Source organism: Pseudomonadota bacterium (assembly GCA_041395565.1).
In the GTDB taxonomy this organism is placed as follows: Bacteria; Pseudomonadota; Gammaproteobacteria; order UBA9214; family UBA9214; genus UBA9214.
Genome location: JAWLAI010000009.1, coordinates 126,035 through 140,797 on the forward strand (window position 1 = coordinate 126,035; position 14,763 = coordinate 140,797).

Annotated in this window: 13 protein-coding genes; 2 read left to right on the top strand and 11 right to left on the bottom strand. The window is 62.1% G+C overall.

Going from position 1 to position 14,763, the window contains the following annotated elements:
• Positions 1-14: 14 nt before the first annotated feature.
• From R3F42_14910 to R3F42_14945, 8 genes are all read right to left on the bottom strand, one after another.
• Positions 15-1,328, bottom strand: coding sequence for a DUF4910 domain-containing protein (locus tag R3F42_14910; GenBank protein MEZ5543310.1), 1,314 nt, complete (start codon positions 1,326-1,328; stop codon positions 15-17).
• A 22-nt stretch (positions 1,329-1,350) separates the two neighbouring features.
• Entirely contained in the window at positions 1,351-2,763 is a 1,413-nt protein-coding gene (locus R3F42_14915; GenBank protein MEZ5543311.1) for a nucleotidyltransferase family protein, read from the bottom strand.
• Positions 2,764-2,788: 25 nt separating this feature from the next.
• Positions 2,789-4,165: a hypothetical protein gene (locus tag R3F42_14920; GenBank protein ID MEZ5543312.1), complete on the bottom strand. Its 1,377-nt coding sequence runs from the start codon at positions 4,163-4,165 to the stop codon at positions 2,789-2,791.
• A 42-nt stretch (positions 4,166-4,207) separates the two neighbouring features.
• On the bottom strand, positions 4,208-5,260 hold the full coding sequence (locus tag R3F42_14925; protein ID MEZ5543313.1) for an N-acetylneuraminate synthase family protein: 1,053 nt from the start codon (positions 5,258-5,260) through the stop codon (positions 4,208-4,210).
• Positions 5,261-5,270: 10 nt separating this feature from the next.
• On the bottom strand, positions 5,271-6,185 hold the full coding sequence (locus R3F42_14930) for a hypothetical protein (protein MEZ5543314.1): 915 nt from the start codon (positions 6,183-6,185) through the stop codon (positions 5,271-5,273).
• Positions 6,186-6,224: 39 nt separating this feature from the next.
• Positions 6,225-6,947 carry an acylneuraminate cytidylyltransferase family protein gene (locus R3F42_14935; protein ID MEZ5543315.1) on the bottom strand — a complete coding sequence of 241 codons (723 nt, stop codon included), beginning with the start codon at positions 6,945-6,947 and terminating at the stop codon, positions 6,225-6,227.
• A gap of 221 nt (positions 6,948-7,168) precedes the next feature.
• Positions 7,169-7,801 (bottom strand): acetyltransferase, encoded by a 633-nt coding sequence (locus R3F42_14940; protein ID MEZ5543316.1) that lies wholly within the window; start codon positions 7,799-7,801, stop codon positions 7,169-7,171.
• Positions 7,798-8,937, bottom strand: a complete 1,140-nt coding sequence (locus R3F42_14945) for a LegC family aminotransferase (protein ID MEZ5543317.1) — start codon at positions 8,935-8,937, stop codon at positions 7,798-7,800. The genes R3F42_14940 and R3F42_14945 overlap by 4 nt, the downstream gene beginning before the upstream one ends.
• Positions 8,938-9,640: 703 nt before the next feature.
• Here R3F42_14945 and R3F42_14950 point away from each other — a divergent pair.
• Positions 9,641-10,636, top strand: a complete 996-nt coding sequence (locus tag R3F42_14950) for a polysaccharide deacetylase family protein (protein ID MEZ5543318.1) — start codon at positions 9,641-9,643, stop codon at positions 10,634-10,636.
• A gap of 23 nt (positions 10,637-10,659) precedes the next feature.
• A complete protein-coding gene (locus R3F42_14955; protein ID MEZ5543319.1) occupies positions 10,660-11,703 on the top strand; it encodes a GNAT family N-acetyltransferase in 1,044 nt (347 codons plus the stop codon).
• 44 nt (positions 11,704-11,747) lie between these two features.
• Here the strand turns inward: R3F42_14955 and R3F42_14960 are convergent, their stop codons facing one another.
• The 3 genes from R3F42_14960 to R3F42_14970 all read right to left on the bottom strand — a co-directional run bounded on the left by R3F42_14960 (position 11,748) and on the right by R3F42_14970 (position 14,724).
• On the bottom strand, positions 11,748-13,049 hold the full coding sequence (locus R3F42_14960) for an outer membrane beta-barrel protein (protein MEZ5543320.1): 1,302 nt from the start codon (positions 13,047-13,049) through the stop codon (positions 11,748-11,750).
• A 42-nt stretch (positions 13,050-13,091) separates the two neighbouring features.
• Positions 13,092-13,712 carry a polysaccharide biosynthesis/export family protein gene (locus tag R3F42_14965; protein ID MEZ5543321.1) on the bottom strand — a complete coding sequence of 207 codons (621 nt, stop codon included), beginning with the start codon at positions 13,710-13,712 and terminating at the stop codon, positions 13,092-13,094.
• Between the two features lie 154 nt (positions 13,713-13,866).
• Positions 13,867-14,724, bottom strand: coding sequence for a DUF3473 domain-containing protein (locus R3F42_14970; GenBank protein MEZ5543322.1), 858 nt, complete (start codon positions 14,722-14,724; stop codon positions 13,867-13,869).
• Positions 14,725-14,763: the final 39 nt, after the last annotated feature.

The following is a 14,763-nucleotide window of genomic DNA, read 5'->3' on the forward strand; positions in this document are numbered from 1 at the left end:
ACACGGCGGCTGGTTTAGCCAGCATCCCCCGGCGGCACCTCGGCCAGCAATCCAGCCTGCAAGAGCCTGTCGACAACGGGGTACAATCGGCTGACCGGTATCCCGGTGACTGTGCTCATATCGAGCAAATCCCTGGTGCCATCTGCATAGGCCAGCACATTGAGCATATCACTCACCTGACGGTGCGAATCCCTGGTACCCGTTGACGGGTACAATCCGTATTTGCCAAGTTGCGGCTCTCCCAGGCAGGTGGCACGGTACACACTGTTCCGTTCCAGCAATTCCAGGCAATCGCGCAGCACCGCGTAGCCGCCCGCCAGCCCGGCCGGGGTGACCAGCTCCAGATTGTCGAGCGAGGTATGGTATTCCGGATATTCGCGATACTTGGAGCGCATGACCGAGGCGACCGGCAGGTCAACACCGGGACTGCAGTACTGCCGCTCATCGCTACCCCTATCCAGATAGGTATAGCGGCAGTACCCGGGATGCTGCTCGTTCAGGATGCACTGCGCGGCCCGATCCGCGAGCGTGTCGCCGGCACGGGAAGGCAGGTAGGAGTATGCCCGCTCATCGCCCATGCAGGTCAGGTTGAACCCGGCGATGACATGGCGCTGCAGGTATGCCAGGTTCCGGCTCAGATAGGTCAGGGCGCCGATGGTCTCCGGTATGAATATGATACGGTAACTCAGTCGGCGCGGGCGGCTGCGCAGCCACTGCGCCAGCGCCGTTGCCACGACGGGCCCGGATAGTTCGTTATTGGCCATCGACGGATGGCAGACATAGGTAGAAAGAAACACCTCCCGGCGTTCCGCACCGGGGATGAGCAGCTCGCCGTAGGTGAGCGAGCCAGCCGTCAGCGACGAATCGACAACAACATGGTAGTCGCCGTCCTGCAGCTGTTGCCGCTGGCGGTGCGACAGGCAGAAACCCCAGCGTTCCTTGTAATATGAAGTGATATACGGGATGGCTTCCGGCTGGTCTGGCAACGAATACAGATGCTGTTCCAGCGCCGCGCGCGGGAGCACGGTATCGACCGGCGTTGAATAACTCACGACATGCAGATTGTTCGCCTTGAAGTCGACGATCTTCTGCCCGCGGGGATCTTCGATGTAGGCATCCCGGATCGACCATTCCCTCGGCACGGTCCAGTCGAACACCTGTGTACCGCTGGGAACCTCGAACATCTGCAAGGGGATATAGCGCTGAATCAGCTGCAGCGTCTGGCGCACACCGTCACCGGTGATGCTGCGACAGATTGGGAACAGCTCCCGCGCCAGGTCATGCATGCCCTGGCCGGGATTTCCGGGATCGATCACGCGTTCTGTCATCTATGCACCTGGACCGGCAGATTCAAAACTTGCCGCTCTTGCAGTCCTCCTGTGCGCGCTGGTAGTCCTCGTGCCTGCCTATATCCAGCCAGTATTCTATGATCGGGAAACTGACGACCACCTGCTTGTTGCGCAGCAGCAGGTGTATCAGGTCGGGCATATCGAATCGCTCGCGCTCAGGAATCAGGTCGTAGGCCTCGGGCTCCAGCAGGTAAATCCCCGCGTTGATGAAAAACGTGAACGACGGTTTTTCCTGCAGCCCGATCACATGCATATTCTCGCTCTCGACCACACCGAATGGCACATCGACCTCGTACTTGCGCACGCCCACCGTCAACATGGCCTGATGCTGCTTGTGGAAAGACAGCATTTCCGCGAAGGATACACCGGTGAGGATATCCCCGTTGAGCACGACAAATGGCTGATTCGGACGCGGCAGCAGGCGCAAGCCGCCAGCCGTACCGAGCGGATGCTCCTCGTGGGCGTAGTTGAGATTGACGCCGAATTTACCGCCATCGCCGAAATGCTGCCTGATATTCTCGGGCAGATGATGCGTGGTCAGGTTGATGTCCCTGACACCGGAATCGCGCAGCCGGTTGATGGTCCGTTCGAGCAAGGGCTGATTGCCGACCGGCAGCATCGGCTTCGGTGTCTGCTCGGTCAACGGCAGCAGCCGCTTGCCGAAACCGCCGGCCATGATCACTGCCGACAGCTCCAGCGAATTGTCCTCTGCAAGATCGCGTCGCAGCAGAAAATCGTAGAGATTTCCGTCTTCGTCTACCACTGGCAGCTGGTTGATGTCGCGCTCCGTCATTATCCGCAAGGCTTCGCTGCTGGACAGGGGATGACGGACCGTGAAGGGATCGCGCTTGGCAATGTCCACGCATGGCGTATCCAGGGGCATACCGCGCAGGAAGGCGCGCCTGACATCACCGTCGGTCAGGAGCGCATCGAGCCGCCGGCCCGTCGCGCAAACCACCAACGCACCGGTTCCGGCTCGATCGAGTTGCGCGATTGCATCCGCGACGGTCCTGTCCGGCTGGATGATTACCTGCCCGAGCCGTTCCGCCGAACCGATCCGCAGGCTCTCGTCTGCGACGAGATTCTTGCGCAGCAGGACATCCTGGAGTATGCCGCCGTCATCGACGATCGGCAGCTGATCGATACCGCGCTGCACCATCAGGTGCAGGGCATCGTGGCCGCTCAGGCCTGGCCGCCCCAGGATCGGACCAGAGTTGGCGACCTCGCTACTGGGAGCATCCTGCGTGACACCGCGCAGCAGCGCGCGGCGGATGTCGCCGTCGGTCAGCAGACCGACCACCTTGCGGCTTGCATCGCACAACACCAGCGCGCCGCTACCGGCCAGATCGAGCCTGCGCAATGCCTCGCCCAGCGGCAGCTCCGGTGCGATTATCAGGGCATCCAGTTGTTGCATCCCATGCCTTTCCATAGCCATCGACTCAGGGTGAAACCGGCAGGTTCCAGTGCTGTCTGGCAACCTCGCCGCTGGCAGGATCGAGCACCGCCACCGTGGTGGTGCCATAGGCATTGTTCGCGGCCACGCCGACCGCGCTCAGCGCCGCCAGTGGCACGGTCTCGGCGTCGAACACGTACTGCCAGCGGTGGAACGGGATATCGATATCGAAGTTGTCGTGGTGATAGGTTCCGGCGAGCGTCTTCAGCGCCAGCCAGGGCTGCGGACCGAAGGTCGGCGTTGCCGACTCGACCACCATCACGTGGGTATGCGCATCGACGGCATTGATGCTGATATCCAGCTCACAGGGTGGTTGCGGCGGCAGCGCGAGTGCGCCGCGCATGGCTGCGACCGCGTCGGCATACCGGAACGGCACATCGGGATAGTCGGCTGCGACCTTGTGCAGCAGGCCTCTCACCTCGTCGACATCCGGCGCCATGTCGCGGAAATCATGATTGGTCACGGACAGTACTACCGGCCCGCCCGCACGCGCTTCCTCGAAGGCCTGCCGGACATCCGCTTCTGTGATCAGACGGAAACGCGTGCCCACGTTGAGACAGCGGGCGATCCAGCGCCGGCAGTCACCCGGCACCTGGTAGTCATCCGCCGCCGGATGATAGGGTGCCCAGCTGACCGGCGCCCGTCGCCAGTCGCCGAAGCGGCCGCCCCGGAGTCCGAACTGGGCGGTATCCTCCGCCGTCTGCACCATCGCCTGGCTGGAATAGTCGAACGGAATGAACTGTTCCAGGAACCAGTGACTGTCGGGACGGATCACGTGGAAGCCGGGACGGTTTGCCGCCGGGAACCAGCGCCGCTCGATCACGCGCCGGCTCAGTACCTGGAACAGGGTATCGGAAGCGGCCCACCAGTGCGTGGCGCAGCGATGGGCCTCGTGCCGGAAATTGTGCGGATGGAAGTGGAAATAGACCCCGTCCTGATGCGACCCCGTTTCGCGCAGCATGGCCTGGTAGTGGTCGAAGACGTTCAGATAGCCCAGATCGCGCCGCCGCGGGTTGTCACCATAGCCGATGTGATCGAGGCAGAACCAGCTGTAGACCCAGCCGCCTCCGGATGAGTCGGGCTGCTGCTGCCGGAAGCCGGTCGACATGATGCGGGTCAGCATCGCATCCACCTTGTCCCAGGTATCGTTGTACGCAAGCAAATGCGGATCGACCACCTTCTGCACGGCGGCCTCGATACCGCCCAGATCAACCTCGCCTGCCTGCAGTCGGCGCAACAGTGCGGCACCGGGCTCGAGCTCCAGGTTGAAAATCGCTTTCAGCCGCTCGAATGTCGCCGTCACCGACTCGTGCAACGGACCTTCGGTATCAATACAATGGACGACGTATACCGTGCTGGGCATCGTTCGCTCCCTCCGCTATTCGATTTCCAGGACCTGCCGCAGTCAGACCAGATCGCCCCAGGACAGGACCTGGTCTTCCGCAACAGCGTTGGCCAGCTTGCGGCCAACCACGTACTGCTGTTCTGACGGTGCAATGCCGGTTCCGGGACGCTTGGCCGTCAGGTCGGCGTCGGTCAGCACGTGTCCCGCCGGCAAGTCTGCGCGCGCCACCAGGCTGCGCCGGAACTTACCGCGCTTTGCCTGCTCGGCAGGTGACACGATGCGGGCACTGCTGCCCAGGGCATCGAATATGTTGCGGCCCTCGGCGGTGATGACATGCATCTCCTCGGGATCTGCGGAAATGGCGTGATCCCAGCCCGGCATGTCCTTGTCGATGGTGAAGTGCTTCTCGATCAGGCAGGCACCCAGGGCCACGGCCGCCAGCGGTATGGCCGTACCGAGGGAGTGGTCGCTGAACCCGACCGGCATATCGAACACCTGCTCGAGCATGGGGATGTTACGCAGGTTGATGGTGCTGATCTCCGGCGGGTAGATGGAGATGCAGTGCAACAGCACGATGGCGTCGTTACCCTCCCCCCGCACCGTCTCGACCGCCTGTTCGATTTCCGCCAGCGTTGCCATACCGGTGGAGAGGATCATGGGGCGCTGCTTGCGGGCCACATAGCGCAGAAACGGCAGGTTGTTGATATCCATGGACGCGATCTTGAAAAAGGGCACACCGAGCTGTTCCAGCAGGTCTGTCTCCTCCTCGGAAAAAGGGCTCGAACAGAACACGACGTTGCGCTTGCGGCAGTACTCCAGCGCCTCGCGGTGCTGGGCTTCCGTGAACTGGTACGCACGCACCATATCCTCAAGCGAGCCGAAGTGCTTCTTCTTATCAGAGTACTCGGTGTTGCGGTTGTACTCCTCCCGCGCGATCAGCGACTTGTCTGTCCAGGACTGGAACTTTACCGCATGGGCACCCGCATCGGCCGCCGCATCGATCAGCCGGCGGCAGAGATCCATATCGCCGTTATGGTTGGAGCCGATTTCGGCGATGACATAGGGCGGACGTCCAGGCCCGACTTCGTGTGTTCCGAGGATTACCGGTTTCATAATATGTCCCTTAAGCTGACCACAGCTGTCTGTAAGATGGATGAGCAACGCTGGACCACCAGACTGGCGCCGGGTCCAGCGCATTGAGTTCCTGTATGTACCTGTCCAGCAAGCCGGGTGCAGCCACGGCCCATGCCGCGAACCGTTCCACCTCGTCTGCCACCGCATTCAGCTCGGCAAGGCGCGCACCAAGCGCGTCCGCCGGCACCGCACCATGCAGCAGCCGGAAATGTCGGCGCACCCGCTCCGCATCGCGCATGACCTGGTCCCGGTTGAACGGCGCACAGACCCGCACCATGTTGGAGGCATGCTGGCGGTAATCCATGCCGATCGAGGGCTCGAACGCCAACCGTGCGCCAATCAACCACGCGCGGGTTGCTAGATACCAGTCGACGATCTCGACCTCGGCCGGCACCGGGAGACAGCGTTGCAGCAGCGTGCTGCGCCAGGCCGTGTTGGAGAGTCCGAAAATATTATGGCGCGGCAACACCCGGGCCGGGTCCGCACCCGATGCAAGACTCAGCTTCCTGCCCAGGTCCCGGCCGTGCTGGTCTACCAGCCGCAGCGCACACGCGACCAGATCATGCTGCATCAGTCCCCTGCGGGCGTCGGCCACCCGTTGCGGGTGCAGGATGTCATCACTGTCCACCAGCACGATACCGTCGCTTGCCGTCACTGCCTGCGATAACACCTGTTGCCGGATCGCTGCCGGAGTATCACCCGCGTGCGCAGCAACCCAGGTGGCGTCCGGCGTATCCCCGAAACAATCGCATACCTGCTCTGCAGTCAACCCGTCCAACGCGATCCAGAGCGCATAGGCGGAATCGGTCTGGCGCTGCAATGAGACATACCAGTCACGCAGGAACGGTTCCGAACCGGGATACACGGTGGTACAAACAATAAGGTTTTCCGGGGCACCCATCATATACAGTCTGACAACGACACCGTCATCTCCAGTCTGCCGCTAGCCGGCATCCCGTGCCTGTTCCAAGCGGATCAGCAGCATGGCCATCGCCCAGTCCTCTTCGGTGTCGATATCCATTCCGTGTTGCCAGCTGATCTCCCAGCCAGTGCGGCCGGCGATATGATAACCGCCCTCCCTGCGTAACACCTCGGCCTGCGCCCACCATACGGCACCGGTCGGGCAGTAAAGTTCTGGTAGATCCTGGCTGCGCGCGCGCAGCGCGTCGGGGAACAACGGCTCGAGTTGGTAGTTATCGCCGCGCTGCATTGCCCACCAGGGATTCTGCCAGCCATACCGCACCACCGAGATCTGCGATGCCGCAGCGGTCGCCTGAAACTGCCGGTGACTGTCCGCGATATCACGCGCATCGCGCAACGGACAGTTCGGCATCAGCTGGCAGACCTGCGCATAGCGGCTTGCGTCCGGGTCCAGGCGTTGCAGGATGTCCACCGTGACAGCTGACACCGGTGTCACATCATCGGCCAGATTCGCGTCGCGCAGGAACGGCACCTCCGCACCCGCCGACTGCGCCACCGCCGCTATTTCCGGGCTGTCGGTGCTGACCACAATCCGCTCGAACAGATCGGATGCCAGCGCGGCCTCGATGGTATAGGCAATGAGCGGTCGGCCGAGCATATCCCGGACATTCTTGCGCGGCACCCGTTTGGAGCCGCCGCGCGCGGGTATGACAGCAAGCCTGGCCATGTTCATGCTACTTATCACGATCTCGTCCGTACCCCTGCACCGGTGCCGTCTGCCGCCGGCGGTTGCAGGCTGTTGCTAAATTTTATGCGGCCCGGTGATGACAGCCGCCGCAAGCGCGACTGCCGGGTCCAGCCGTTCGCGCGAGCGGCATTCGATGCCGGCGTGGCTGGCACAGAGTGATCATTGGCGGTTAACTGACGATCTGGCACGCAGCCCTGCCGTGACCGGGCCTGCCTGGATCATGACCGCTGCCTGGCCGGCGTACCGATGTACACGCCCGCCTCCGGCAGATCGTCCGTCACCGTCGCCCCGGCACCAACCAGACAACGCGCGGCCACCCTGACTCCCTGTTTCAGCACCGCGCCAGCACCGATCATGGCGAGTTCACCGACCTGTACGTCCCCGCACAGGACCACCCCCGGCGCGAGATGGGCCCCGTCGCCGACATGACAGTCGTGGTCGACCGTGCAGCCGGTATTGAGAATACAGGCCATACCGATCCGGGCGCCGGTCACGACGACGGCCGCGTCGCAGACCACCGTCCCGGCCCCGAACCGGACATCCTCGTTGACAAGGGCGGCCGGCGACACCAGAACCGGCAGCTCGAATCCCATTTCGACTAGTGCCGTGGCTTTCTTTACCCGCAGGTCGGAAATGCCCGTGTTCCCCAGCCCCAACGCCGCGCAGCAGGTCGCATGCTCCCGCAACAGGGATTCGAGCACCCCGTCGTCGCCCAGGTACGGCACCGACAGGATGTCCGGCCGCGGCGCCGTGTCCGTGAAGCCGAGCAGCCGGTAGCCGGCCAGCTTTCTGATAAGGCTGATCACCACCCTGGCGTGCCCGCCGCCGCCGACGACCACGATATCCTTCATTGCGCCAGGGCTCTGAGAACGGTATCGACGTCGGCAGGCGTCAGGCTGGTACTGCAGGGCAGGTTTATGGTCTGTGCGTACAGGGACAGCGCACGCTCTACGCGATAGGCCTGGCAACCGCGATAGGGCCGCTGCAGGTGATTGAGATACCAGACTGGTCGCGTCTGGATCTGCTGCTGCCCGAGCGCCTGGATGACCTGTTCGGGCGTGCGCCCGTAGCGGTCCCGGTCGATGCGCAATGCATACATCCAGCAGTTGTTATCGGCATAGGGGGGGACAGCGGCAATACTGAGACCTGCTATCCCGGCGCAGCCCGTACGATATGCTTCGAAATTGCTGCGCTTGATTTCCAGGAACCGCGGCAACTGCTCGAGCTGCGCCACGCCCAGTGCCGCCTGCAGATTGGTCAGGCGGTAATTGTAACCGACCTCGTTGTGCACATAATGCAGCTCGTCGTCCTTGGCCTGGGTCGTCAGGTAACGGGCTCGTTCCGCGTAAGCTGCATTGTCGGTGACGATCATGCCGCCACCGCCGGTGGTCAGAATCTTGTTGCCGTTGAAGGAAAAACAACCGACATCCCCGATAGTTCCGGTATGCCTGCCGTCGCTGTAGACGGTGCCGAGGCTCTCGGCGGCATCCTCGACGATCCGGATACCACGTTCGCGGCACAGCGGCACGAGCTCCTGCACCCGGGCGGCATTACCGAAGACATGCACCGGCACCAGTGCGGCGATGCGGCGTCCGCTGCGGCGGTTGTAGCAGACGCCTTCCCTGAGCTCCGTCTCGTCCTCCAGGAACTCACGTGTGCTGTCGACATCGATGTTATAGAACTCGTCGCAGTCCATGAATACCGGGCTGGCACCCAGGTAGCTGATGGCATTCACGGAAGCGATAAAGGTGAGTGTCGGGACCAGTACTTCGTCCCCCGCGGTCACACCCACCAGACCAAGCGCCACATGCAGCGCAGCGGTACCGTTCATGCAGGCTATGGCATGCCCGGCACCCGTATAACGCCTGAAATCCTCTTCGAACCGGCTGACAAAGCTGCCGGCAGTCGACACCCATCCGCTATCCAGACACGTTTTCACATACTCCCACTCATTGCCCGTGATGCAGGGTACTGACAGAGGTATCATGTGGTTAGTCCCATCCAGTGTGCATAGTGCACGGGGTAGCGCCGATTCAGGACGCGCTACGGCTAAGGTGCCTGCGGCTACGCGCCCGCGGGTCGGGCCGACACCGCGCAGCAACCTGCCGTACTGCCGGCACCCGAGGCTGCGCTGCGACCCGCACCGAATGCGGGCGGTCAGCATGCACGCCTGTACGCGTCACCACGTCATTAATCGGCAGCATCCGGTCAGTGAAGAGTCTGCGGGATCATGGCCATAGGGCACCGGGCGCAGGAGCTACCGCCGGGACCCGGGTTGCAGACATGCGCTGATAGCATCCATTCCCCGGTTCCCGCTGCGGTCGAGGGCTGGGCACCGCTACCGCGACACACCCAGTCGGCCGACCCAGATCGAGAGGCAAATTCTATATATATTACAGTATCTTAAAATCAAGCATGGCAAATGCAGGCAAGCTCGGCAGGGCCGCCGCTAGCGGTAAAACCTCGCCTAAACATACCGCATCTATTCAGCCATTCCAAGCGCGGGCGCGCGCGGCGGCAGATACTGCTCGCAGACCATCAAGCATGCCCTGTTCATGCCGTCAAACCCCTGCCGTCCGGCACTAACGCCCGCCGGCGCGATCGGCAAGGCCGCAAGTATTGGCACGGCAGGCCAAATCTGTAGTATTGGCCAGGCCGCCGGGAACCGGCGACTGACCCGAGGGTTCATATTGACATTCAAAAATCTTGTCTCGATCATCGGAAATCCCTTCGCCCTGCGTCTGACTGCGCACGCCCCGCGCATCCTCATGTATCACCGGTTTGCCGTGCAGGACGAATGGCGGCGCTTTCCGATCGCGGCATTCGAGGCGCAGCTCCAATACCTGCAGAGACATTTCACCGTCATCCGCCTGACCGAACTCGCCGAGCTGCTCCGGGACGGGCAACCACCGCCGCGGAACGCCGCCGTGATCACCGTCGATGATGGTTATGTCGACTTCCACCGGCTGGCGGCACCGTTGCTGGTCCGCTACGGGATGCCTGCCACGGTATTCGTCGTGGCGGACTTCGCCGACCAGAGGATCTGGCTCTGGTACGATGCCTTGCATTACCTGATTACCCGGACGCCTGTATCCGCCGGCAAAATCACCTTCGCAGGCAAGCAGTTCAAATTCCGTCTGCACGACGACAGGGACCGCAACCAGCTTTGGGGCAGGCTCGCCGACCACGTTCTGTATGCGCCGCAAGCCAGCAAACTGCGCCTGATACAGGCGTGCCAGGATCAACTGCGCATCGAATTGCCGGCCACACCGACGGACAACTACCGCTCGATGAACTGGCAGGAGATCAACAGCCTCGATCCGCTGATCGACATCGGTTCGCACACCTGCAGCCACCCGATACTTTCCGGTGTCAACGACCCGGACGTGCTCGCCCACGAGATCGGCGCCTCCAGGCAGCAGATCGAGCAGCATATCGGCAGGCCGGTGACGACGTTCTGCTACCCGAACGGACAGGCAAGGGATTACAATGCAACCACCTTGCATGAGGTCGAACGCAGTGGCTACGTCTGCGCCGTATCGGCCCATGGCGGACTTGTCGATCCCGCCGTGAGCAACCTGTTTCACCTGCCACGGGTACCCGGTCCGAACACGCGTGATCAATTCGTGCGCACGATCAGCGGCCTGACACATCTGCGCCAGAAACTCCCCGACAAATGGACCTGACCCGCCCCAGCGGTCACCACCCTATGCAGAATGATTGCACCATCAGTGAACCGGCCCGCCTCGAGGATATCGGGCCGGATGCCTGGAATGCGCTGGCGGCGGCATGTCCGGACGCAACCTGCTTCCAGGCGTACGAATGGATCGCCGCCTGGTGGCGGGTCTTCGGCGCCGGCAGGGAACTGCGTCTCTATGCCGTCCGGCGCGGGGACGTGTTGTGCGGCCTGGCGCCGATGTATCTGGAATCCGGGATGCTGCGGTTCGTCGGCGAGGGGCATTCCGACTACAACGTATTCCTCTGGCATGCGCAGGAACCTGCCGTCGTGGAACTGCTGCTGGACATGCTGCTGCAGCACCGCAGGAGCAAGGTCATCGAATTTGCGGAAGTACCGGAGACCAGCGCGCTGGCGCAGGTGCTACACCAACGCAGCGACCCCAGGTTGAGACGACACGAATCCACGCCGTGTCCCAGGCTCACGCGCACGGAGGCATCCATCAACAATGCGCTCGGCAAGAAAAGCATCAAGCGCAATCGCAACAAGCTCGCCCGGCAGGGCACGCTAGCCGTGGAGCACCTGGACAACGCCAAGGACATCCTGCCCTGTCTCGACACGTTCTACCGCTACCATATCGACAGATGGTCGAACACGGAATACCCAAGCCTGTTTCTCAATCCGGACAACCGGTCATTTTACGAAGCGCTCGTACACTCGGCGCTGCCGATCGTGTTCACCGTCATCCGTGTCGACGGCCAGCTGGTCGCCGCACATTTCGGCATGCGCTCGGCCGGCTGGCTGATCTGGTACAAGCCCGCATTCGACACCGGCCTGGCCAACTGCTCGCCCGGCGAGGTACTGCTCGCATCGCTGATAGAATACGTCAGCGACAATGCCCTGGATGGCCTCGATTTCACTCGCGGGGAGGAAGCGTTCAAGCTGCGCTACTGTACCGAGATCAGGTACAACCTGAACTACGCGCATCATCGCCACCCCCCTTATCTGCAGGATGGCAAGCGCGCCCTGAAACTGGGCGTCAAGCGGCTGTTGCGACTGGCGCGGCTCCGGCCGTAGCGACGGAGTCCCACCGCATGCAGGCGGACGTGTGTCGGCTGCGGCTACTGCAGACTCTGGCGTTGCCCGTACAGGTCGTACACGAGGCCGGCGAAGATCTTGAATTCTTTGTAGGTATCGATGGTCTGCGTGCTGTCCTTGCGCTGATACTGCAGGCCGAAATTGCAACGCAGCTTCCTTGACAGACCGTAGGACGCATTGCCGCCCACGATATATTCCTTGTCGGTTCGGCCGGTATCCAGCTGCCGTGTCCTGATGTACTGGGCGATTATCCCCGTTTTCAGTTGCGCTGCTATCGGATAATCCAGACTCATACCGACGGCCTGCACCCGCAGATCCTGGGTTGATTCGGTATAGTCGAGATCACGCAGTTCGGCCCACAGTTGTGAACTCGTTGTCACATGTTTCTGCTGGTAGGTCACGCGCAGGGTGTTGTTGCGCAGGATATCGCTGGTCGCCTGCTCGTTGGTGAAATCTCCAGTCTGCGGATCGACCATAGATCTTAACAGGTCGATGTTTGCATCCGTCAGGCTGGATACCAGGTAGGTACGCAGGCTGGATGTGCGGGTAATGTTGTATTTGACGTCCAGCGACCCGGTCATGCCCTTACGGTCCTTGAACATGTCCCGGTCGACACGCGTCGCGCCGGCCGTGACGTTGTACTGCAGCCGCGACAACGTGCGCTCCAACATCCCGTGCAGGGTGTGTATGCTGTAGTTGGGATTCAGGGTTTCGTTATCGTAGTTCACCTGCCGCGTTTCCCCGTCGACGCCTACGACCAGGGTCGGGCGCAGGTTGAAGTGCCAGCCGGCGGTCAGGCCGTATTGACGATTATCGATATCGTCCTTTCCGTAGTAGTAGTCCTGCAACTGCGGCTGCAACAGCAGCTCGCTGCGCTGACCGACCGGGAGCGTGATCTCGGGGCCGAAACTGAAGACATTGGTATCCTGGATATTGTCCGGCGTAAACGCATCCAGCGTATCCACCGGAACCTGGGCAAAATAGTCCTCGACCTGCCAGACCAGCCGGTCCTTGAACTGCTCCCAGCTGGCCACACCGTTGAGACTGTAGTAATTCCGGTTCGCGAAGGTGCCATTCAGGTACTCGAGATGTTCCAGCGAAGCGGAGATGCCCGTCGTGAACGCTCCGGTGTCCTCAAATACCGTCACGCCTGCGGTCGTGTTGACAATCCAGTCGCTGTCCTCGTTGGTCGAGGTCAGCTTGGAATTATCCGTGTAGGTCATGCCGAGGTTGAGATCCGCGCCTATTTCGAGTGCGGCGGCGCCTGCGCTGCACGAGATCAGGACAAACAGCAGTACGATGCGCCCGAAGCTTTCCTGTTGCATGGTGTTTTTCTTCCTGCTGCTGTCCAGGTGTCAGCGCGACCGTCAGAAGATGCGCTCCGGCACAGTGATGACATCACCTGGCAGCAGCCTGACGTTGGTGGTCATGTCACCCTTCTCGAGTATGTCTTTCAGATGGATGTCGTAGGTCTGGGTCCCGCTATCGCTGCGACGGTGCAGCTTGGTGCGATTACCGTCCGCGTACACGTTGACACTGCCGGCCTCGAGCACCGCGTCCAGCACCGTCATGCCCTGGTGGTAGGTCATGGACATGTTCTTTTCGACCGCGCCGGTGACGCGCACGCGGGAGAGGAACGCATGCCCTACCAGGTCGGTCAGCACGACCGTCACATTCGGGCTCTTGATGTAGCTGAGCAGCTCAGACTCGATGTTCGCGGCAAGCTCCTCCGGTGTCCGGCCGGCTGCCTGGATATCACCCACCAGCGGCACGGCGACCATGCCGTCCGGGCGGATCGGCTCGGAAACGGACAGATCGGGGTTGTTCCACACGCTGATCTGGATCTTGTCGCCGACGTCCATCTTATAGGTGTCGACCAGCACCTCGTGACCTGTCACCTGCTCGGGCAAGTTCGGCGTTCCCACCGCACAGGCGGCCAACAGGATGACGAGCACGCCGACAATGCATTGTTTGAAAGCAGATTTCATGGTTTCACTCCCTGAGGCCGGAACTGCTGGAAAATCGATCGATCGCCAAATATATCGCATGCCACCGGCTTTATCCAACCGCCGGACGGTGATGCGCGACGCGTACCGCCCGCCTGCAGACGCCGGCGCCAGTGAGCAGCTGCAGCGTGCGCGGTCATCCGGTCCGTGCCGGATAGAGCGCCAGCTCGCCCAGCACATCGGCGACCGTGCCGAAGCGAAAATCTTCCAGCAGCCGCCGGAGTCTCGATTCGCATTTCGCCAGGTTATGGTAATGCCGGAAGCGGGAAAGCCGGCTGGCCTGCACCTGCGGCTGGGACGGATCGATTTCCCAGGGATGCAGGTAGAAGATGAACGGCCGGTTGGCGCGGTTGATCTGGGCCAGGCCGTAACGCGTGAGCGCATACGGGAAGATACGGAAATAGCCGCCGCCCGCAACGGGGAGCCGCATGCCCAGCAGAGATGCCGTGGAGAGCGGAAACTCCGTCAGCTCGTGTCCCGCCGGCGTGGTCAGCCGATAGGGGTGCCGCGGGGCATCCGGCATGCCGTAGCGGTCATGGCGGATCGGGAAGATGCTGGAATCGTAGCGGAAACCCGCCTCTGCCAGGATATCCAGCGCCCACAGCGACCGCTGGGTGATCGAATAGCTGGCCGCGCGGTAACCGTCCACCGGCGCCTGGATGATATCCTCCAGCAGCGCCTTCGACCGCATCGTTTCCGCGCGGAAGGTGGCGGGATCCTGGTTATACACCAGCTGATGACTGTAGCCGTGACAGGCCACCTCGTGGCCGGCTGCCGCGAGCTGACGGATGAGTTCCGGCACCCGTTCCGCGACCCAGCCCAGGACGAAGAAGGTCGCACGCACATTGTAACCATCGAACAGCTCGAGCAGGCGGTGCGTATTGTCTTCCACCCGCAGGCGGTAGCCGTCCCAGTCGGCAGGATCGATCCGGCCGGCAAAGGCCGAAACGTGAAAGTAATCCTCGACGTCGACGGTTAGGGCGTTGGTTATCATGATTGTGGACGCGGCCCCGGACCGCGATGGGGTCCGTCA